The sequence below is a fragment of the Gluconacetobacter entanii genome, from assembly GCF_013155425.1.
GTDB lineage: Bacteria > Pseudomonadota > Alphaproteobacteria > Acetobacterales > Acetobacteraceae > Novacetimonas > Novacetimonas entanii.
Genome location: NZ_JABJWD010000047.1, coordinates 13,114 through 33,051, shown reverse-complemented (window position 1 = coordinate 33,051; position 19,938 = coordinate 13,114). Strand labels below are relative to the sequence as shown.

Genomic DNA, 19,938 nt, shown 5'->3' with positions numbered 1-19,938 from the left:
GTCTGTAAATATCCGTGCAAGATAGCAAGAAATAGAAAAGGTTGGACGTCGGCAAAGGCTCTACATGGCCGGGGCGGGGGTGGACAGCATGTTCTGGATGTCCGCGAACACACTGTCCCATTGTGCCTGCGCCATGTCGATGAAGCCAAGGCTGCGCAGGAAAAAAGCACCCTCCGCCGCGAACAGCAGGGTGCGGATGCGCCCGGCCTGCGCCGGGTCGGTGTCGGGGGATGTCGCGGGATCAAGGCCGAACCACCCGGCATACCACTGGCGGATGCGTTGCAGGTGGCGCGGCGATTGCAGCAGCGTCACCAGCATCCCGGCCATGCGCGCGCGCGTTGCGTCGTCGATCTGGCTGCATACCCGGACATAGGCCCGCGCCCGCGCCAGGGGCGAGGCATCCGGCCCGCCATGAAGCGCCGCCTGCATGTCGAACGCAGCGATCCAGCGTTCGACAAGGGCCGCGATCAGGTCATCCTTGTTGCCAAAGCAGTATTGCAGCCCGCCCTTGGTAATGCCCGCCTGCCGCGCCACGGCGTCCAGCGTCAGCGCACTCGCACCCGCGCGCTGCACCACCTGTTCGGCACATTCCAGTACCTTTTCACGGTCGATTGTCTTGGGTCGCGCCATGGGGCCTCGTATCCGGTCTCATATGCGTGGTTTCAATCCAGCCGGATGGAATTAAACCACGCCCCGATGCGTTTCAACCCCGCCACGTGCTGTCGTATGTCGGGGCGGGTATGATATGACCGCGCATCGTGACGCGGGTGCGCGGGGAATATCTGGGGGTGGCATGATTATCCGGGGCTACAACTTCTTTTGCGACATGACGCCGGACATGCAGTACCTGCGCAACCATGATGCGGTTGACAGCTTTATCGAACGCAACATGATCTTCATCCTGCCCGACCGCCTGCGCCGCTTTCGCAAGAACCTGTACTATGTCCGCCGCAACGCCGGGCCAAGCCACGAATACTCGCCCCTGTTCCGCGTGCGCAGCCAGTTGCGCTCCGACCCGATCCCTGCGGGCTATGACGGGCCGTTCGACGTGTTTCCGTTCTATGCCAACGCCACGATGACCCGCACGCGGCACAAGGATTATTACGTCCTGTTCATCTTTCGCGACAAGATGTCGTGGACGCGCTTTCGCCAGATCGCGGGGGAATGACGCCCGGCCCCGCCCCGTCGCGCCGGGGGCATGCTGCATTGCGGCATCCGCCCTATGCGAACCTGTTGCGGTATGGGATATACACCGGAACTGCATAAATACGGGCATGCCGCCACTGGCGCCGCATGCAATGGAGACAGGAGCATATGAAGGATCGTGTGGCACTGGCCATGGCGTCGATACTGATGATGGCCACCGGCGCGCCCGCGGCACTGGCGGTTCCCATGGGGACCACGGCCACGGCCACGGCCACGGCGACGGCCCCGGCATCGGGCGCGGAGCAGGCCCCGGTGCTGCAGAAACTGCCGCCGTACCAGAACAAGGTGACGGAATATATCGACCGTTCCTCCATCCGGGTGCACGGCAGCCATGCCTCCGCCACGTTCGTGCAGGATTTCGATGACGAGATGATCAGCCACGGCCTGCCGTTCGCCTCCGTCCGGTTTTCGGTCCTGTACAACTGTGCCGCCAATACGTACCGCACCCTGTCCTATGCCACGTGGTCGGGCCATATGGGCAGGGGGCGCAAGCTGGCGGACGGGCCGGTGCCGCGCGGGGAAATGACGGTCGATCCCTCGCTGGAGGACGGGCGGCGCATTGCGTGCGGGCGCTGATCCGGGTTACCCACAGATTCGGGGATAGGCGCGCGGGTAACCGTGTGGATAAATCCGTCAGTAATGTGGAAAACGATGTGAAAACGCGGCGATCGCGCGGCGTGAAAGTGGGGAAAACACCATGGATAGCAGAATCGTCGCCGCCCTGTCCGATGCCCTTGCGCCCGCGCCGGGTGCGGCGCCCACTGTCGTCCCCACCAATGACGCCGCCCGCCGGGCACAGGCGCGCGACGTGCTGGAACGGCTGGAAAAATCCGGGTTCCAGGTGATCGCGGCCGATCCGGCGGCCACACAGGCGCGCCAGGCGCTGGCGCTGATCCGCATGGGGATCAACGACCTGTTCTCTGGCGAGGACCGGCGCCTGAAATATGCGTCGCTGTTTGTACTCTTTGTCGTGCTGCTGGTCCTGTACCTGCAACCTCTGGCTGTGCTGTTCGGGCTGCTGGCGATTGGTGTGGGCCTTTTTGTCATGTCGCTGGTCAGGAAAGAATAAGTATTCTTACAATATATCATGAATATATTGTAAAATATGCGCCCATTTCCCTGTATTTCCGTATGAAACCCTGGGTTGTTGTTTTTTGAATTCAGGATTGATGCAGATCAACGTAAGAAATTGCCCATAACCTAGACTTGCCAGGCATGGTAGGTGCAATGCCGTGTCTTGCGGGGGGAGCAGGGGACGGTTTTCTTGCGGGGGTGCCTTCGTCGGGTTCCTGTCGTGAATGGACAGACGCGGAATCGGATTGATGCTGATGATCGAACGCGCCAAAGATCGCAAACAGCCAAAGCCGCCGGACGCGGCCCTGTTTGATGATCCCACGCAGTTTGCGTGCGACATGCTCAAGGCGCTCGGGCCGCAGGCATTGCAGGTGGCCACGACGCGCGCGGGCTATTTCCTCAGTACCGGGGACTTCCGCCGCGCCATCGCATGGGTGCGCGTGCGCCGCATCCTGCGCGGCTGGCTTGACACCACGCCCCGCGGCGATGGCCTGCACTGAAGGGCGTTATCCTTCGGCAAGCGGTATTTTCAGGTGAAACGCGGGGCGGCGTGGTTCAGGGCGCGCCGTGGCCAAGCAGGTGCGTCAGCAGTGTAAAGAACCCGCCGCACAGGACGCTGCCCAATGCGATGACGGGGCCGATCCAGATATCGCGCATGGCCTCGCGCACCCGGTACAGGGCGCGTTGCGTGCGGGGCGGGCGTGCGGTGGTGGAGTGCAGGCAGGAAATGGACATGGCGTGGCTTCCCGGGGCGGATCAGACGCCCCCAAAAACGACTTCGATGCGTAGGCGGTCGCGCCTGATGCCCCCGGCCGGGGCGTAAGTCAATGCGGAAAATGACAGGCGATCCCGATCATTTTCCCGCCCCATTCCATATTGGCAGAAAAGCGCCATGTCCCGCGGGTTCCCGCCCTGTCCCGATGGCGGGCATGCACCGCGCGCAGCCATCCGCCGCCCGCACGCAGGGCCGCGGAACCACACGGACCCTTTCCCCCGAATCGCAATCCCCCGGCCGGCGCGCGCCGCCTGATCCGTTTCGGCCATGGCGTGCATGAAAGCCACAGGTGTCATTATCTTACAAAAAAGCGATGGACTTTTGAGTATAAGATTCCTTTAGATGAAGGCGATCATCAATAAATCTTCAGACATTTTTCATAATTCTCCCTTTGTCCCCGTCATCAAGAGAGAAAATGACAGTTTATCCTTTCCCCTCCGCGCCTGTTTCCCGCTGTTTGCGTTCGTGGATGTTCCTGTTGCCGCTGGCTGGACTGGCGGGATGTGGCTATACCGATTCCCGCACCGCGCATCGTGCACAGTTGACCATGATCGGCATGCGCGCCGACGAGGTGGAGTCGTGCGTGGGAATCCCGGACAAGGTCAAGGAACTGAGCCCCGGCATCCAGATTTTTGAATATAGCCGGACCCTGAACATTCCCTCGACGAACGATTCCACGTTCATCCCGCTACAGACGATCGTCAACCTGACGCAGACGGCGCTGGGTGGTGCGGGCAAGACCTGCATTGCCGATATCCGCATCGAAAATGGCGAGGTCACGGACCTGCATTACAGCGGCGATGACGACGAAATCGTCGGCACGGACGGCGTCTGTTCCATCGTGACGCGCGGCTGCATCCGCAAGCCCGTCACCTCGATGCGCCACGTCAAGGCCGGTATCTTTGGCCCGGTATCGGCATTCAGCGACCCCAAGACGCCCGACGTGACCCCATCCGCCACCGTCTCCACCACGCCTGCCACACCCGCCACGCCCACGGTGGCCGCGACGCCTGCAACACCCGCCGCCCCGGCCGTCCCCACCGTCCCGGCCACTCCCGCAACACCCGCCACCCCGGCCATCCCGGCCGCGCCAACACAGTCGGCAACCTCGGCCTCCTCCAGCGTCTCAACATTCTCGGCCAAGCAATAAGCCCCGCTTCCTTGGCACATGCCACACCCGGGCTCTGCCCGGACCCGGCAGGGATCGCGATCCCTGCACCCTGATCTGTTTAAAAGTTCTGGTTTCCAAAGGGCAATGCCCTTTGGTGGGGGTTCGGGGGCAACGCCCCTGAGGCAGTCGGCACATGCCACACCCGGGCGGCTTGCTCCGGACCCGGCAGGGATCACGATCCCTGCACCCTGATCTGTTTAAAAGTTCTGGTTTCCAAAGGGTAATACCCTTTGGTGGGGGTTCGGGGGCAACGCCCCTGAGGCAGTCGGCACATGCCACACCCGGGCTCTGCCCGGACCCGGCAGGGATCGCGATCCCTGCACCCTGATCTGTTTAAAAGTTCTGGTTTCCAAAGGGTAATACCCTTTGGTGGGGGTTCGGGGGCAAAGCCCCTGAGAGCATCGGCGCATGCACCCCCCAGGCGGCTTGCTCCGGACCCGGCAGGGAGCGCGATCCCTGCACCCTGATCTGTTTAAAAGTCTTGGTTTCCAAAGGGCAATGCCCTTTGGCGGGGTGCAGGGGCAGCGCCCCTGTGTCCTGTTCCGTCAGGCCGCGCGGGCGATGTCCGGCGTTGCGTCGGACAGGGTCCAGCGGGTGTGGGCGGCGTGGTTGACCTGCAGGCTGAGGGTGACGGTGCCGCGGCGTTCGTCCCACAGTCCGGGCGACAGGCGGGCCATGCCGGTGGTCCAGCGCCATGTGCATCCGTCGCGTCCCTCGTCGGGGTGGAACGCGGGGGCGAGCAGCGGATGGTCCAGGCCCAGCGCCGCACCGCCGCCGGTGTGGCTGTCGCCGATCCATGCCTCGTGCACCTGCACGCCAAGCGCGCGTACGTCGCCCCGTGCGTCGAGGCCGAGATATGCGGGCCGGAAGGTCGCGCTGTGCATGGTGACGGTGCGCGCGATGGCGGGGAAGGCGAAGTGCGTCAGGCCGCCGGCCATGACGGGGTCCACGCGCCGCCCGTCCACCATCAGGTGCAGGTCCGCATCCTGCGTCGGACGCCATCCCATGTCATGCGCGCGCGCCAGCAGGCGTTCGCGCAGTTCGCGGATGACGGGGCCTTCCTGATGGAAGGGCAGGGCGTGCTTGTGGATCAGTCCGGGCGTGCGCTGCGGGTCGAGGCCCTCTGCCCCGATGGCGAATTCGTGGCGGTTGCCGACATCCATGAAGCTTTCGCTGCCAAGGCCCGAGGCCATGAGCACGTCATGGCTGTCGAGTTCGACATGCCAGTAGCGCACCTCCACCCGGTCGTCCTGCGTGATGCTGATGCCGTTGAGCAGCGTGCTGGCGGGAACGAACACGTCGGTGCCGTCACGCAGGGTCATGGCGATGGCATGTCCGGGCGACACCATGACGTCGCGCGTGGGGACGTTGGGGGCGATGGCGTGCGCGGTGATGCATACGGGCTGTGCGATGTAGCGGCGCCATGCGGGCATGCCAAGGCACAGGATGCGGCGATGGCCAAGCCAGCGGACGCGGCGGTGCGCGCCGGATGCGGTGACGACCTCGTCACCCACGCGCAGGTCCTCCACCGCGACCTCGCCACGCGGGGTCAGCAGCAGCGTGCCTTCGGTAAAGCACGGCGTGCTCGGCACCGATGTGGCGGGCGTGAAATCGTTGCCGTTGCTGGTCGCGGTGATGGTGGAGGGCACGTCGTTGGACGTCGTATAGGTCGTATCCGTCAGGTAGGCGTAGGACGGGCCGGACTGGTTCGTGTCCACGACCTTGCCGTTATCCATGTTGTTCGTCGTCTGGGGCGGCGAGTACAGGATCTGCCCGTCATGGGTGGAATACGGCGTCTGCTGCATGACCGTCGTCACGGTGCCGCCATCGGGGCTCTGGAGCGTGGCATCGACAAAGCCGGTATTGACGCCGTTGTCATACACGCTGTTCAGTTCCAGCGTCTGGGTGCCGCTTCCGAACCCCTGGTCATAGACCGTCCCGCCCGAACCGGCGGACTCCTGCGCATTTTCGCTGTTATATTCAGAAAGCGTCTGGACCTGGAGGGTCGTGCTGCCATCGCTGTTGAGCGGCAGGGATGCGGGGGATGCGGTGGGATCATCCGAATTGTCGGCCGTGTCGATCAGGAAGACCTGGCTGCTGGTTTCGTTGCCGTCACTGTCCAGCGTAACCGTATATTTTGCGTTCTGGTAATCAGTATACTTGTTCGCCATTTCTGCGAAGTCTCCGATATCGGGCGGATTGAAAAATAATTCCGCGACGGCCTGAAGGAACTATATCCAGCGTTTTCGATGCATCTTTTCTATTTTTTCGCTGAATAATGTCCCGGATGGTCTCTTTGACTTCGCTGGTTACATTATGAAATCCATTGTTGCAAACTATATCTGCCGACGGCTGTCCCGACTGTCCGGGGCCGTTGCCACGCGGCCGGCGCCCCCCTGGCGGGGTGCAGGGGCAGCGCCCCGCCAGGGGGGAGGGCGCGTCACGCCACGCGGCGGCCCGCCTGCGGCAGGTGCCAGTAGGCAGCAGGGGCGGCGTGGTCCAGATGCAGGCTGAACGTCACCCGTCCGGCGTGACCGGCCCACAGTCCGGGCGGCAGCGTCGCCATGCCGGTGGTCCAGCGCCAGTCGCATCCGTCGCGCCCCTCGTCGGGGTGGAAGGCGGCGGCCAGCAGGGGATGGTCCAGACCCAGCGTTGCCCCGCCCATCCATGCGCCGCGCACGTTCACGCCCAGCGCCCGCGCATCGGCCGGGCCCCCCACCGCCAGGTCGGCGGGGCGGAAGGTAGCGCTGTGCAGGGTGACGTGCCGTGCGGTGGCGGGGAAGGTGAAATGCACCAGCCCCCCGGCCGTGACCGGCGCAATGCGGCGGCCGTCCACCACCAGATGCAGGTCGGCCGCATCCGTCAGGTCCCAGCCAAGGGCGCGCGCACGTGCCAGCAGGCGCGCGCGGACGGTGGCGACCACCGCACCGGCGTCGTGAAACGGCAGGGCATAGTCCGCCAGCGTGGCGGCCGTGCGTTCGGGGTCCAGTCCCGCCGCGCCGATGGCAAGGTCATGGCGGTTGCCGATATCCATGAAGCTTTCGCTGCGCAGTCCGGCGGACAGCAGCACGTCATGGCTGTCGAGTTCGACATGCCAGTAATGGGCCTGCACCCGGTCGTCCTGCGTGATGGTCGCGCCGTTGACCAGGACGCTTGCGGGCACGAACACGTCCGCCCCCGCCACATCCAGCGCAATGGCGTGGCCCGGCGACACCACGATGTCGCGCGCGGGCACGCCCGGCGCGATGGCGTGCGCGCCGATGCGCACCGGCAGGACGGTATGGCGCAGGTGGGCGGGGACGCTGCGGCAGGCGATGCGGCGATGGCCGATCCAGCGGATGCGGCGGTGCGCACCGGACGCGGTCACGACCTCGTCCCCCACGCGCAGGTCCTCCACCGCGACATCGCCGCGCGGCGTCAGGATGGGCGTGCCCGTGGTGAAGCACGGGACATCCGCCGCGGTGGCGGCGGGGGTGAAGTCGTTGCCGTTGCTGCTGGCGGTCACGGTGGAGGGGACGTCCTCCATCGGGGTTGCGGCCGTGTTCGTGAAATAGAGGTACGCCCCGCCCGTCCCGCTGCTTTCGGTCTGCGCCACCTGTCCGTTGACCGTGTCATCGATGCTCTGCGACGGAGCGTACAGGAACACGCCGTCGCTGGTGGAATAGGGGGTCTGCTGCAGCAGGGCGGTTTCCTGCCCGCCATTGGCGCCGGTGGTCGTCGCCGTGACAAAGCCGGCATTGACGCCGTTTTCATACAGGCTGTTGAGCGTCATGGTGTTCGTCCCGTTGGTGAAACCGGGATCGGGCGTGTTCGGGCCATCGCTGTTGACCGAATTGATGTTGTCCACGGAAAAGACCGGGTTGCCATCGCCATCGGTGGTGGTGTTCTGCGCCGCGAAGATCTGCGAACTGCTGACATAACCATTGCTGTTGGTCGTCAGCGTGTAACTCTTGTTACTGTAGTCGGTATATTCCTGTGTCATTACCCATGAAGCCCTGTGTCAGGAGGCGGCCTTTCCGGCCCCTTCATGGTGAAACGGGCATGAAACCAGAGACGTGGAACGACCGGCGGTCATGGGACCCGTGCGAGTCCCGTCATCTGTTATAACAGATACATTACGAGACGTTCTGTTACAAACTATTTGGCAACCTTCTGGCGCAGGCCGGGTGTGCGTCGCAGCGATGGCGGCCACGGGGCCACGCGCCCCCTTGCGGCCAGGTCGCCGATCCCTGATAAAGGGGACTGAATCTGTCCCCTTGCCGCGATCCGTCCCGGTGCGGCATGCGGGGGCGGCCACCGCAGTACAGGAACCTGTATGACCCCCATTGTGCTGGCCCTGATCGGAACGGGGGCGATTGCCGTTCTGCTGGTGCTGATCGTGGTGGGGCGGGTGCACCCGTTCCTCGCGCTGCTGCTGGTGGCGACCGCCGTCGCCCTGCTGACGGGCACGCCGGTCGCGCATCTGGCCGAAGCAGTACAGGGCGGGCTGGGCCGGACCATCGGGCATATCGCCATCATCGTCGCACTGGGCGCGATGATCGGGCGGATGGTGGACCTGTCGGGCGGCGCGCAGGCGGTGGCGCGCGCGCTGGTGCGGCGCGCGGGGGCGGCGCATGTGCCGCTGGCGATCGTGATCGCGGCCTTTGGCGTCGGCATCCCCGTGTTTTTCGAGGTCGGGGTCATCATGCTCATGCCCCTTGTCTATGGCATGGCGCGCCAGACCGGGCGCGTGCCCGCCGTGTTCGCCGTGCCGATGGCGGTGACGATGCTGACGGTGCATGCGCTGCTGCCGCCGCATCCGGGTGCCGTGGCCGTGGGCGGCGCGCTGGGCGTGGGGGCGGGGCGGGTGCTGATGCTGGGCCTGCCGCTGGCGGCGTTTTCGGTGGCGCTGACCTATGTCCTGTCGCGCCCGGTCATGGCCCGTCCCCTTGGCTGCGCGCCGGAGATCCGCGCCATCGTTGACGAAGCGGGCGAGGCCGCGGGCCCCGAACAGGGCAGTCCCGCCGATGCGCGCCTGATCGCCGCGGTGCATGCGCGCCCGGTCCATCCGGGGGAAATCGCGCTGGTGATCGGCCTGCCGGTCGTGCTGATGATCGCGGGCACGCTGGCGTCGGACATGATGGCGGCGGGGATCGCGCGCTCCGTCATCGCGTTCGCGGGGATCCCGTATGTGGCGCTGGGCATCGACGTGGTGCTGTGCGCGTGGCTGCTGGGGCTGCGGCGTGGCATGGCGCTGTCCACCGTGTCGGACGTGCTGGCGGCAGCATTGCCGTCCACCGCCGGGATCATCCTGATTACCGGCGCGGGCGGCGCGTTCGCACAGGTGCTGGTGCAGAGCGGCGTTGGAGACGCGCTGGGCGGGATGCTGTCATCGGCGGGCCTGCCGGTGCTGGCGCTGTGTTTCGTCATGACCATGATCCTGCGTGTGGCGCAGGGGCCGACGACGGTGGCACTGATGGCGACGGCGGGCATTGTCGGGCCGCTGGTGGCCCGCCTGCACCTGGACCAGACGCACCTTGCGCTGCTGGCGCTGGCGATGGGGGCGGGGGGCATGGCGCTGTCGCATGTCAATGACGCGGGGTTCTGGATCGTCACCCGCATGGCGGGACTGGGCGTGGGGGAGGGGCTGTCAAGCTGGACCGTCATGACCGGGATCGCGGCGCTGACCGCCTTTGCGGGCACGGCGCTGATGTGGGCGGTGCTGTAGCAGGCACGCGGCGCGCGGTGATCGCCCTGCTGCTGTGCGCCTATACGGTGGTGGTGGTGCGGGGACACAGGTTCGGCCCGTGCACGGTCGCGCGGGCGTGGCGCCTGCTGGGCGGGCTGTAGGGGCCGGTTACAGCCGGACGATCATGTGCCGCCGCCACAGCCCCCAGACCGGGACGAAACACGCCGCGCAGAACCCCATCGCAAAGACCAGCGACGTGAACATGCCCGACCCGGCCCCATGGCAGACCACGCGGTACAGCCAGTCGGACAGCGAGGCCGCCCCCGCCCCCGGCGCGGGCAGCATCATCAGCGTCTTGGCCAGGAAGCCGGAAAAGAGGAACGCCACCAGCGCATTCATGCCAAAGATCCGCAGCACCAGCAGGATGCGTCCCATCACGGCGGAGCGGTCCTGCACGCGCGCCATGTCGAACACGAAATGGAACAGCGCCAGCACGCACATGCTGACCCCGCCGGTCCACAGCACGAAGGAGCTGCTCCACAACGACTTGTTGATCGGAAAGACGCTGCCCCATATGGCCCCCAGCACCAGCAGCGCCACCCCCAGCGCGGGAAGCCGGCGCGGGTGCGACGCCGCCGCCCCGCCGCGCAGCATCCGCCCCGCAATGACGCCCAGCATGGTGGTCGCGATGGCGGGCAGGGTGCTCAGCGCGCCTTCGGGGTCCCACCCGTCCTCATACAGCCGCCCCATGTGCAGCCAGTGCAGCGACCATGTGCTGATGCCGCGGTCCAGCCACGCGCCAAGGTTCATCCGCGCATCGAACAGCGGGAAGTCCCGCCCCGGCAGGCCCGCATGCGGGATCGGGACATAGCGCAGGGCGAGCCAGTATCCCACAAGGATCGCCCCGATCGCGACCGGCAGCAGGCGGCGCGCCGGCACCCAGACACAGAACAGCCCCACCGCAAGGTAGCACGCGGCAATGCGCGTCAGCACGCCATACAGGCGCAGGTGGGTGATGTGGAAATACGGATACGCGCTGAGCAGGAGTTTCAGCGCGAACAGCAGCGCCGCGCGGCGGAAGATCTGCCGCGACAGCATGCCACGGTCGGCGCCCCGTGCGATGCGCCGGTCCAGCGACAGCGGGATCGCGCACCCCATCAGGAACAGGAAGGACGGGAACACAAGGTCCGCCAGCGTGCAGCCATTCCACGCCGCATGGCGCAGCATGGGATAGACCTGGTCCCAGTCGCCGGGATTGTTGACCAGGATCATCACCGCCACCGTCGCACCGCGCAGGGCGTCAATGGAAATGACCCGCGTCGATGCGCCGCGCGGCGCGTCGGGCGATGTCGCGGTGGGCGATGTCGCGGTGGGGGCGGCCTGCGTCACGGCCACAGGCACGGCGGGATGCCACCGGCAGGGGGAACGCCTGTCATGACCGTGTCTCCTTCGCTCATGGCGCCCCCGCCGTCCGGGCGGCCCCGGAGGGTGTTTCACAAACCCTCCGGCCCCGTAACGATTCTGTCCATGTCAAAAATAGCCGCGCGCGATAGATTGAGGTTAAGCGCGCCGGATACCATTCCCCTGTCAGGTCAGGTCAGGTCAGGTCAGGTCAGGTCAGGCAGTCCCCGGGGGCGTTGCCACCGAACCGCCGCCAGAGGGCATTGCCCTTTGGGGACCGGTCATTCGGAATGGGGAATGGTGATCGGGATTCCTGTCGAGGGTGGGCGTGTGGGTGTTTTGTGCGGCAGTTCCCGGGGGCTTTGCCCCCGGACCCCCACCAAAGGGTATTACCCTTTGGAAACCAGTTATTTTAAGTGAACCGGGGGGTATTCCTAATCATGTTTCATGAACAGTCGGATATCAAACCCCGTGCCCTTTTTTGCAATTGTGACCTTGGGGCATAGATTTGTATTTGTTGTAATGTAATTGCTGAAATCCATGACATATGAATTGCCGGAAATATAAAATACAAAGCCCCTGACCGTATTCAATATGGTCCTTTTATCATCGGCACCCATGAAGGCGCGCAGGATACCCGACGTGTCAGGCACAGCCTTGCCATCCCTGAGTATGGTAATTTCGTCAATGGCGATCGCTTCTATATAGAAGGCATCTGCATAATCCCCGAAAAACGAAGCCAGGATATTTCTGATCTCCACTGTAATGGCCTCCATATCTTGCAACTCAAATACATCAAATATCCCGCCCCGGACCATTATGGTTCATAAATAAGAAATATTCTGTAAGTATTCATAATATCCCGACCCGCCGGGTCCGGCGCAGGCCGCCCGGGCGTGCCATGTGCCGACGGCCTTGCGTATGGGGCCAACGCAGGGGCGCCGCCCCTGCACCCCGCCAAAGGTCGCGGACCTTTGGAAACCATGACTCTTAATGGATCAGGGTGCAGGGAGCGCGCTCCCTGCCGGGTCCGGGCGGCGCCCGGGTGTCTCATGTGCCGATGGCCTTGCGTGTGGGGCCAACGCAGGGGCGCCGCCCCTGCACCCCGCCAAAGGTCGTGGACCTTTGGAAACCATGACTTTTAATGAATCAGGGTGCAGGGAGCGTGCTCCCTGCCGGGTCCGGGCGGCGCCCGGGTGTTTCATGTGCCGACGGCCTTGCGTGTGGGGGGGGCGTCAGGCTTTTTTCACGAACTCGGACTTCAGGTTCATGGCGCCGATGCCGGGGATCTTGCAGGCGATGTTGTGGCCGTCCGCGCCATCGGTCAGGCGGATGTTGCGGACCTTTGTGCCGCCCTTGATGACGGAGGACGCGCCCTTGACCTTCAGGTCCTTCAGCACTGTCACGCTGTCGCCGTTCGCCAGGGGGGTGCCGTTGGCGTCGTGCACCGCGTCATCCGCGGCGGCGGCGGTGTCAGCGGGTTCGGCCTGCGGGTTCCATTCATGGCCGCATTCGGGGCAGATCCACAGGCTGCCATCGGGATAGGCATGGGCGCAGCCACATTGCGGGCATCTGGGGTCGGTGCTCATCGGGGGTTCCTTGGTCCTTGGTGGGGCGGCAGGCTTAGCACAAACGCGCGCCCCGCGCCGCCCGTCCGGTGCGGGCGGGCCGTTTTGGCGCATGTTTTTCCACAATATTATCAAACCTGATGGAATTGGAAAAACACCCGTCCCGGGTGCTTGACCCCGGGCGGCGAAGACGGGCACCAAGGTGATCGCCCACGCCCCCTGCGCGTTGACAGAGGTCTCGCGCTGACCCTGTGCGGGGTGGATGCGCAACGGCAGGAAGGAACAACAGATGTACAAGGCCATGATTGTGGCGACGGTTTTCGGCGCGGCGCTGTCCGGGGCGATGGTGTTCGGCGGTTCCATGGGGACCTGCGCGGCGCAGACGGTGCTCGATGGCAGCGCGGCGCACGTCCCCGGCGCGGACGAGGCGATGAAGAAGGTCGCCGCCACCTTGGCGCACCCGCAGGACGCCCGTTTCCGCCACCTTGCGGCGCACAGCGTCGATGGCGCGGGCGTGGTGTGCGGCGAGGTCGCCGAAAGCGCGGCGCACAACGCCCATTTCGCGCAGTTCGGGTATGTCACCGGGCATGATGACCCGATCGTGTTCGCCAACCGCCCCCTGCCCGCCGTCATTCCCTTTGGCGAGGTGAACGGCTGGATCAATGACAGCGTCCACCTGGAGGACCTGGAGGAAATGGGTTGCGCGCCAAAGGGCAGCTACCATGCATATAGCGAGAAGCTGAACGCGATGATGAACCGGCGCAAGCAGTATGGCGTCAACTGACGCCCCCCACCGGCGCGGGCCATGACGCGACCATGACGGGGGCGGACATCGCGGCGGACATGGTGGGCTTTGCCGGGTCCGTGGTGATCGTGGTGCAGTATTACCGCAGCCTGCGCGGGCGGATCGACACGGCGGGCGTGGGCTATCCGCTGGGGAACCTGTGCGGCAGCCTGATGGTGATGGCCTCGCTGTGCGTGCATTTCAACATGCCGTCACTGTGCATCGAACTGTTCTGGAGCGGCGTTAGCCTGTATGGCGTCATCGCCGCGCTGTGGCGCCGGTCGCGCAGATAGGGCACGGGCGGGTTGTGGCGGGCAGGGTTGTGGTTGGCGCTGGCAGTCGGTACAGTTGGCTCTACCGCAAACACGATGCCGGGCCTGCCTGTCGCGACCATGACGGGCATTGCGCCGGACCGCAGGGAGACTGCCGGGGAACCGCGACCCGGTGCAAGATGCGCGCGTGCGCCATGGCATCGACACGAAAGGACACGACATGGCTGAAGTAACCCAACAGATGATAGGCCGTGACGTCATCGCATCCGCGGGTGGCCGCGTCGGCACGCTGAGCGCGGTGCCGGGCGACGGCACGATCCAGGTGACGGTCGATGGCCCCGCCGAAAGCATGTTCGAAATCCCGGCCGACTGGGTCGCGTCCACCGACAACAACCGCCTTGTGCTGAGCCATACGATCGAGGACGTGCAGTCCTATACCCCCGCGCACTGAGGCCGGGCCGCCATGGCGCAGGAGGAGGCAGCCCCACGCCCCGCCCGCATGACGGACGCGCGCGTGGGATGTGGCGCGCTGGTGCGTCGTGGCGACGGGCGCATCCTGCTGGTCCGCCGCCGCCGCCCGCCAGAGGCCGGGCACTGGGGCCTGCCGGGGGGGAAGGTGGACTGGATGGAAACGGTCGAACACGCCGTCCGGCGGGAGGTGGCGGAGGAAACCGGACTGGTGATCCGCCTGACGCGCCTGTTGTGCGTGGTGGACCACATCACCCCCGCCACCGCGCGGGAGGATGCGTCCCACTGGGTTGCGCCCGTCTACCTCGCAACACCCATCACCTCGGCCCGCGCGCTGCTGTGTGAGCCCGAGGCCCTGTCCGCCGTGCGCTGGTTCGAACCCGACGACCTGCCCGATCCCCTGACACTTGCCACCCGCGTCGCCCTGCGCGCACTGGCTGATGCCCCCGCGTGAGGGTGTCGGCGCGTGGAACACCCGGGCGGCTTGCTCCGGACCCGGCAGGGAGCGCGCTCCCTGCACCCTGATCCGTTTAAAAGTCATGGTTTCCAAAGGGCAATGCCCTTTGGTGGGGGTTCGGGGGCAACGCCCCTGAGGGTGTCGGCGCATGGAACATCCGGGCTCTGCCCGGACCCGGCAGGGAGCGCGGCTCCCTGCACCCTGATCTGTTTAAAAGTACTGGTTTCCAAAGGGTAATACCCTTTGGTGGGGGTTCGGGGGCAAAGCCCCTGAGGGCGTGCGACGACGGTCCCTCATTCCGGCGGGGGCACGAAGGGCGGTGGTTTGGGGCGTGTGGCGTTTTTGCGTGCGCGCACGACGGCGGTGTCGAGGGCGGAGAGGAAGCTGGAGCGGTCAGTGCGGGAAAAGCTGCGTCCGCCCTGCATGATGGCCCCGGTGGAGCGCAGGTCGTCCATCAGGTTCCGCACGGCGAGCGCCATGCCGATGGCGTTTTCGTCCAGCACCCGCCCCCGTGGGTCGAGCACGCAGGCCCCATGTGCGACGCAGCGCGCGGCCAGCGGGATATCGGCGGAGATCACGATGTCATGCGCGCGGGCATGTTCGGCGATCCAGTCATCCGCGACATCCATCCCCTGTGTCACGACCACCCGTTCGATCAGGGGGGAGGGCGGGACGGCGATCATGCGGTTTGCGACGACGAACGTGTGCACCCCGTGGCGCAGGGCCACGCGATAGGTTTCGTCGCGCACGGGGCAGGCATCGGCGTCGATGAAGATGCGGGTCATCCCCGTGTTCTAGGCCCCCCGGCCCGCCGCAGGCAAGACCCGCGGCCAGATCCCCGCAGTGCGGTGCAAAAGAGGAGTATTACATGAAACTATTGATATATTCTTGCAATATGTAACGCGGCACGGCGTAATTGTAGCATTGCGAAGATAGCTATGATAGGTTCGACCCGATAAATGACCGATCGGTCAGGGAAAGACGGGATAGGGTTTCGTGACGGCTGAACTTTCTGGCAACAATATCATGGATACGCTGGAGACGCTGCTCCAGGCGCGGAACATGGATGAACTTGCCACGAGGTTTCAGAAGGCGGTCAGTGAACTGGGCGATTTTTACTGCGTGATGGGCACGATGCCCAAATACCGCCCCGGTGGCCTGCGGCCCGTGCTGACGACCTATCCGCGCACATGGATCCGCCATTACCTTGGCAATAATTACGGCCGGGTGGACCCGCTTCTGCGGCGTGCATTGCGCAGCATGTCCGGGTTTGAATGGCGGTCGTGCGACCCGATCAGCGGCCCGGCGATCGCACTGACGCATGATATCTTCGACCTTGGGCTGCGCAACGGCTTTGCCGTGCCGATCCACGGGCCGGATGCGTCCGTGTTCTATGCCAGTTTCGGGCAGAAACAGTCCGCCCCCACATTCCCGCTGCGCACGCGCATGGCGCTGTCGATGCTGGTGTCGCAATATTACGAACGTTTCCAGCAACTGAACGCCGCAAAGGCCGCACAGGCCGAAGAAGGCACGCCCGACCTGCTGACCCCGCGTGAATGTGAATGCCTGACATGGGTGGCGCATGGGAAAACGTCAGGCGATATTGGCGATATCCTGATGCTGAATGAAAATACCGTCAATTTTCACCTGAAGAACGCACAGCGCAAGCTGCAATGCCCCAACCGTATCAGCACCGTCATCCGCGCCCTGGCCCTCGGCCTCATCAGCGTGTGAGATGTCCCTGAGGGCGTTGCGTTTGCCACACCCGGGCTCTGCCCGGACCCGGCAGGGAGCGCGCTCCCTGCACCCTGATTCATTAAAAGTCACGGTTTCCAAAGGGTAATACCCTTTGGTGGGGGTTCGGGGGCAAAGCCCCTGAGGACATCGACGCATGCCACAGCCGGGCGGCTTGCTCCGGACCCGGCAGGGAGCGCGCTCCCTGCACCCTGATTCGTTTAAAAGTCATGGTTTCCAAAGGGCAATGCCCTTTGGTGGGGGTTCGGGGGCGAAGCCCCTGAGGCAGTCGGCACATGCCACAGCCGGGCGGCTTGCTCCGGACCCGGCAGGGATCACGATCCCTGCACCCTGATTCATTTAAAAGTCATGGTTTCCAAAGGGCAATGCCCTTTGGTGGGGGTTCGGGGGCAAAGCCCCTGAGACACAGACACCCCCCTCACACCCCGGCGTCATCCCCCACGCGGGCCTGCATGTCGCGTGCGACGCGGCAGGCGGCGAGGTCCCATGCCGCGCACCCCACGGATTTGAAGAACACGGGCCGCGTCGGGTCCGGCGGCGTGTCGAGCGCCTGCGCCAGTGCGCGCACATCCGTCCATGGCACCCCGGCCTGCAGGATGTCCCCGGCCTCCGACGGGGCGCCGACGGGATCATCGACATAGACCTGGCTGGCGCGCACGACGGACGGGGTGATTTCGGCCATGTCGGGGCGATAGGCCCCCACCCCGATCACCAGGCGGCGCGGGTCCGCCGGTCCGTCATAAACGGGCGTTGTGCTGGAGGTCGTGGTGATGACGACATCGAACGGCCCGTCCTCGGCCAGTTCGGGGCGCAGGGTCAGGCGGTCGGTGGCGTACTGGGTGCAGAACCGCGCGACACGTTCGGGCGTGCGGCCACGGATCGCGACCTCGATGGCGGGATGCAGCGCGGCCAGTGCCTCCACATGCGCCAGGGCCTGCGTGCCGGTGCCGATCACCAGCACGCGGCGCACATGGCCGTGGATGAAGGTGCGGATCGCCAGCATGCTGATGGCCGAGGTCCGGCGCATCGTGACCGTCGGCCCGTCGAGGCCGAACAGGAACCGCCCGTCATGCGCGTCGGCGCAGGTGACGATCCCCTGCACCGTGGGCAGGTGCAGCGCCGCGTTCGCGCCAAAGATCGTCAGCACCTTTGCCGCGACCAGGTCCACGCCCACGGTGGGCATGCACATTAGCACGCCGCCCCTGTCATGGGTGGGGATGGTGGTGCGTTCGGGGCACGCGATGGCGCCGCCCGCGTAATCGCGCACCGTGCGCGCCAGCATGTCCACCAGCGCCGGGAACGGCAGCAGCGCCTGCGTCTGCGTCGCGCAGTAATGTTTCATCGGGATCGTGCTTTCCGTATCAGTTACGCAATCAATCCCGATTGCACCGCCCCGTCACCCCGCCGTCAAGGGGCCGTCAGGCCATACGGGCGTTTTCGGGCGCGGCCTTTTTAAAAAACGCGGCACCCGAAGCCTTCAGATCACGCTCAACACCCCGCCATCGACGCGCACCGACGCCCCCGTGGTGGCCGACGCCAGAGGGGAGGCGAGGTAGACGACCATGTTCGCCACTTCCTCCACGGTTGCGGCGCGGCGGATGATGGAGGACGGGCGGTGCTCCATCACGAATTCGGCGGCGACTTCCTCCAGCGTCTTTCCGGTTTTTTCCTGCTCCGGCCGTAGCATTTCCGCAAGCCCTTCCGAAAGCGTCGGCCCCGGCAGGACCGAATTGACCGTCACGTTCGTCCCGGCCATGCGTTCGGCCAGTCCCCGCGCCACGGCCACCTGCGCCGTCTTGCTGAAGCCGTAATGGATCATCTCCACCGGGATGTTCAGCGCGGATTCAGAGGAGATGAACACAACCCGCCCCCAGTCACGTTCGCGCATGCCCGGCAGGTACGCGCGCGACAGGCGCACGCCCGACATGACGTTGACCTCGAAAAAGCGGGTCCAGTCCTCGTCCGGGGTGTCAAAGAAATCGCGCGGTTCGAAAATGCCAAGGTTGTTGATCAGGATATCGCATGATGGGTGCGCCGCCACCAGGGCCGCGCACCCGTCCGCCGTGCCAAGGTCCCCCACAAAGCCGACCGCCGTCCCGCCTGCCTGCGCAATGGTGGCGACCGCCCGGTCAACGGCCGGTGCCCTGCGGCCGTTGACCACCACGCGCGCACCGCATCCCGCCAGGCCCGTGGCGATGGCAAGCCCGATGCCGCCGGTCGATCCGGTCACAATGGCCGTGCGGCCCGCAAGGTCGATCTTCATGGTTCAGGTCCCTGTCATGATGTTGCATCCGTACGGCCACAGCGTACACCACCCGCCCCGTCCCGCGCCACCGGGCACACGCGGGCGTGAACGACATGTGGCCGCGCAGGCGTCAGCGGAACACCAGCCCACCGTCGATCAGCACCGACTGCCCCGTCATGTAATCGGAATCCGGCCCCGCCAGCCACGCGACAAAGCCCGCGACGTCGTCGGGCGTTTCCGCCCGGCCCAGCGTGATGCCCTCCACATATTTCTTGTAGGTCGCACCGATGGGCGCGCCGGTTTCCTCGGCCATGCGGCGGTCGATTTCCACCCACATGTCCGTGCCCACCACGCCGGGGCAGTAGGCGTTGACCGTGATGCCATAGGGCGCAAGTTCCTTCGCCGCCGCCTGCGTCAGGCCGCGCACCGCGAACTTCGTCGCGCTATAGACACCCAGCAGGGCATAGCCATCATGCCCGGCAATCGAACAGGCATTGATGATCTTGCCCTTGTGCCCCTGTTTCCTGAACGCCTCCGCCGCGGCCTGAATCCCCCACAGCGTGCCATCCACGTTGATGCGGAAGATGCGGCCCATGTCGTCGGGCGTCACATCCAAAAGCGCCTTGACCTGCGCCACGCCCGCATTGTTGACCATGACGTCAACATCGCCCAACTGCTCCATCGCCTGCGTGACGATGGCAAAGACCTGTTCGCGCACGCTGATGTCCGCCGTCAGCGCAATGGCCCGGCGGCCCAGCGCCGTGATCTCGCCCCGCACCTGCGCCAGGCGGTCGGCGTTCATATCCACCAGCGCCACATCCGCGCCCTCCCGCGCCAGACGCAGCGCAATGCCACGCCCGATGCCCTGTGCCGCACCCGTCACGACTGCCACTTTCCCAACAAGAGACATGAACGATGTTCTTTCTTTTCTGTCCCGGCGGTGCAGGATGCACCACGGCGCAGGCACTAACGCAGCGTGCGGGGGAAAAGCCTGTGTCTTCCGTTATTTGTGATGCAGCCCCTCAGGGGCGTTGCCCCCGAGACCCCCACCAAAGGGCATTGCCCTTTGGAAACCACGACTTTTAAACGGATCA

23 protein-coding genes are annotated in these 19,938 nt (G+C 65.3%); 12 read left to right on the top strand and 11 right to left on the bottom strand.

Features of this window, described 5'->3' with window-relative positions; all coding sequences use genetic code 11:
* Nucleotides 1–60 precede the first annotated feature (60 nt).
* Nucleotides 61–630, bottom strand: coding sequence for a TetR/AcrR family transcriptional regulator (locus tag HNH97_RS08855; protein WP_110913535.1), 570 nt, complete (start codon nt 628–630; stop codon nt 61–63).
* A gap of 163 nt (nt 631–793) precedes the next feature.
* Between HNH97_RS08855 and HNH97_RS08850 the strand changes: the two genes are divergently transcribed.
* The 4 genes from HNH97_RS08850 (at nt 794) to HNH97_RS08835 (ending at nt 2,780) form a co-directional block, all read left to right on the top strand.
* On the top strand, nt 794–1,168 hold the full coding sequence (locus HNH97_RS08850) for a hypothetical protein (RefSeq protein ID WP_171790681.1): 375 nt from the start codon (nt 794–796) through the stop codon (nt 1,166–1,168).
* 146 nt (nt 1,169–1,314) lie between these two features.
* On the top strand, nt 1,315–1,782 hold the full coding sequence (locus HNH97_RS08845) for a surface-adhesin E family protein (RefSeq protein ID WP_244949373.1): 468 nt from the start codon (nt 1,315–1,317) through the stop codon (nt 1,780–1,782).
* Between the two features lie 121 nt (nt 1,783–1,903).
* A complete protein-coding gene (locus tag HNH97_RS08840) occupies nt 1,904–2,275 on the top strand; it encodes a hypothetical protein (protein WP_110913536.1) in 372 nt (123 codons plus the stop codon).
* A 229-nt stretch (nt 2,276–2,504) separates the two neighbouring features.
* On the top strand, nt 2,505–2,780 hold the full coding sequence (locus tag HNH97_RS08835) for a hypothetical protein (protein WP_146220685.1): 276 nt from the start codon (nt 2,505–2,507) through the stop codon (nt 2,778–2,780).
* A gap of 55 nt (nt 2,781–2,835) precedes the next feature.
* On the opposite strand, the gene HNH97_RS08830 is transcribed toward HNH97_RS08835, so the two are convergent.
* A complete protein-coding gene (locus HNH97_RS08830) occupies nt 2,836–3,015 on the bottom strand; it encodes a hypothetical protein (protein WP_110913538.1) in 180 nt (59 codons plus the stop codon).
* 455 nt (nt 3,016–3,470) lie between these two features.
* On the opposite strand from HNH97_RS08830, the gene HNH97_RS17930 reads away from it, so the two are divergent.
* On the top strand, nt 3,471–4,205 hold the full coding sequence (locus HNH97_RS17930) for a hypothetical protein (protein WP_244949372.1): 735 nt from the start codon (nt 3,471–3,473) through the stop codon (nt 4,203–4,205).
* A gap of 566 nt (nt 4,206–4,771) precedes the next feature.
* Here HNH97_RS17930 and HNH97_RS08820 read toward each other — a convergent pair.
* Entirely contained in the window at nt 4,772–6,397 is a 1,626-nt protein-coding gene (locus HNH97_RS08820; RefSeq protein WP_171790639.1) for a Hint domain-containing protein, read from the bottom strand.
* 269 nt (nt 6,398–6,666) lie between these two features.
* Entirely contained in the window at nt 6,667–8,208 is a 1,542-nt protein-coding gene (locus HNH97_RS08815; protein ID WP_171790638.1) for a Hint domain-containing protein, read from the bottom strand.
* Nucleotides 8,209–8,541: 333 nt separating this feature from the next.
* Here HNH97_RS08815 and HNH97_RS08810 point away from each other — a divergent pair, with 333 nt between their 5' ends.
* Both HNH97_RS08810 and HNH97_RS08805 read left to right on the top strand, forming a co-directional pair.
* Nucleotides 8,542–9,933: a GntT/GntP/DsdX family permease gene (locus HNH97_RS08810; protein ID WP_171790637.1), complete on the top strand. Its 1,392-nt coding sequence runs from the start codon at nt 8,542–8,544 to the stop codon at nt 9,931–9,933.
* Nucleotides 9,918–10,055 carry a hypothetical protein gene (locus tag HNH97_RS08805; protein WP_171790636.1) on the top strand — a complete coding sequence of 46 codons (138 nt, stop codon included), beginning with the start codon at nt 9,918–9,920 and terminating at the stop codon, nt 10,053–10,055. Before HNH97_RS08810 ends, HNH97_RS08805 begins: the two co-directional genes overlap by 16 nt.
* Nucleotides 10,056–10,062: 7 nt before the next feature.
* Here HNH97_RS08805 and HNH97_RS08800 read toward each other — a convergent pair whose 3' ends face one another.
* From HNH97_RS08800 to HNH97_RS08790, 3 genes are all read right to left on the bottom strand, one after another.
* Nucleotides 10,063–11,295: an acyltransferase family protein gene (locus HNH97_RS08800; RefSeq protein ID WP_171790635.1), complete on the bottom strand. Its 1,233-nt coding sequence runs from the start codon at nt 11,293–11,295 to the stop codon at nt 10,063–10,065.
* 434 nt (nt 11,296–11,729) lie between these two features.
* Nucleotides 11,730–12,113, bottom strand: a complete 384-nt coding sequence (locus HNH97_RS08795) for a hypothetical protein (RefSeq protein ID WP_244949371.1) — start codon at nt 12,111–12,113, stop codon at nt 11,730–11,732.
* 417 nt (nt 12,114–12,530) lie between these two features.
* Nucleotides 12,531–12,884 (bottom strand): zinc ribbon domain-containing protein YjdM, encoded by a 354-nt coding sequence (locus tag HNH97_RS08790; protein WP_110913544.1) that lies wholly within the window; start codon nt 12,882–12,884, stop codon nt 12,531–12,533.
* A gap of 268 nt (nt 12,885–13,152) precedes the next feature.
* Here HNH97_RS08790 and HNH97_RS08785 point away from each other — a divergent pair, with 268 nt between their 5' ends.
* The 4 genes from HNH97_RS08785 to HNH97_RS08770 all read left to right on the top strand — a co-directional run bounded on the left by HNH97_RS08785 (nt 13,153) and on the right by HNH97_RS08770 (nt 14,841).
* A complete protein-coding gene (locus HNH97_RS08785) occupies nt 13,153–13,647 on the top strand; it encodes a hypothetical protein (RefSeq protein ID WP_171790634.1) in 495 nt (164 codons plus the stop codon).
* 32 nt (nt 13,648–13,679) lie between these two features.
* On the top strand, nt 13,680–13,940 hold the full coding sequence (locus tag HNH97_RS08780; RefSeq protein WP_110913546.1) for a CBU_0592 family membrane protein: 261 nt from the start codon (nt 13,680–13,682) through the stop codon (nt 13,938–13,940).
* Nucleotides 13,941–14,139: 199 nt separating this feature from the next.
* A complete protein-coding gene (locus HNH97_RS08775; RefSeq protein WP_171790633.1) occupies nt 14,140–14,370 on the top strand; it encodes a DUF2171 domain-containing protein in 231 nt (76 codons plus the stop codon).
* A 12-nt stretch (nt 14,371–14,382) separates the two neighbouring features.
* Entirely contained in the window at nt 14,383–14,841 is a 459-nt protein-coding gene (locus HNH97_RS08770; protein ID WP_171790632.1) for an NUDIX domain-containing protein, read from the top strand.
* 296 nt (nt 14,842–15,137) lie between these two features.
* Here the strand turns inward: HNH97_RS08770 and HNH97_RS08765 are convergent, their stop codons facing one another.
* Complete coding sequence (locus HNH97_RS08765; RefSeq protein WP_110913548.1) at nt 15,138–15,629, bottom strand: YaiI/YqxD family protein; 492 nt, start codon at nt 15,627–15,629, stop codon at nt 15,138–15,140.
* Between the two features lie 211 nt (nt 15,630–15,840).
* On the opposite strand from HNH97_RS08765, the gene HNH97_RS08760 reads away from it, so the two are divergent.
* Nucleotides 15,841–16,578: an autoinducer binding domain-containing protein gene (locus tag HNH97_RS08760; protein WP_110913549.1), complete on the top strand. Its 738-nt coding sequence runs from the start codon at nt 15,841–15,843 to the stop codon at nt 16,576–16,578.
* A gap of 439 nt (nt 16,579–17,017) precedes the next feature.
* Here the strand turns inward: HNH97_RS08760 and HNH97_RS08755 are convergent, their stop codons facing one another.
* The 3 genes from HNH97_RS08755 to HNH97_RS08745 all read right to left on the bottom strand — a co-directional run bounded on the left by HNH97_RS08755 (nt 17,018) and on the right by HNH97_RS08745 (nt 19,754).
* Nucleotides 17,018–17,941 carry a delta(1)-pyrroline-2-carboxylate reductase family protein gene (locus tag HNH97_RS08755; RefSeq protein WP_171790631.1) on the bottom strand — a complete coding sequence of 308 codons (924 nt, stop codon included), beginning with the start codon at nt 17,939–17,941 and terminating at the stop codon, nt 17,018–17,020.
* A gap of 135 nt (nt 17,942–18,076) precedes the next feature.
* The gene (locus HNH97_RS08750) at nt 18,077–18,862 is read right to left on the bottom strand and encodes an SDR family NAD(P)-dependent oxidoreductase (protein ID WP_110913551.1); all 786 of its coding nucleotides are present in this window, start codon (nt 18,860–18,862) and stop codon (nt 18,077–18,079) included.
* 112 nt (nt 18,863–18,974) lie between these two features.
* On the bottom strand, nt 18,975–19,754 hold the full coding sequence (locus HNH97_RS08745; RefSeq protein WP_110913552.1) for an acetoin reductase: 780 nt from the start codon (nt 19,752–19,754) through the stop codon (nt 18,975–18,977).
* Between the last annotated feature and the right edge of the window lie 184 nt (nt 19,755–19,938).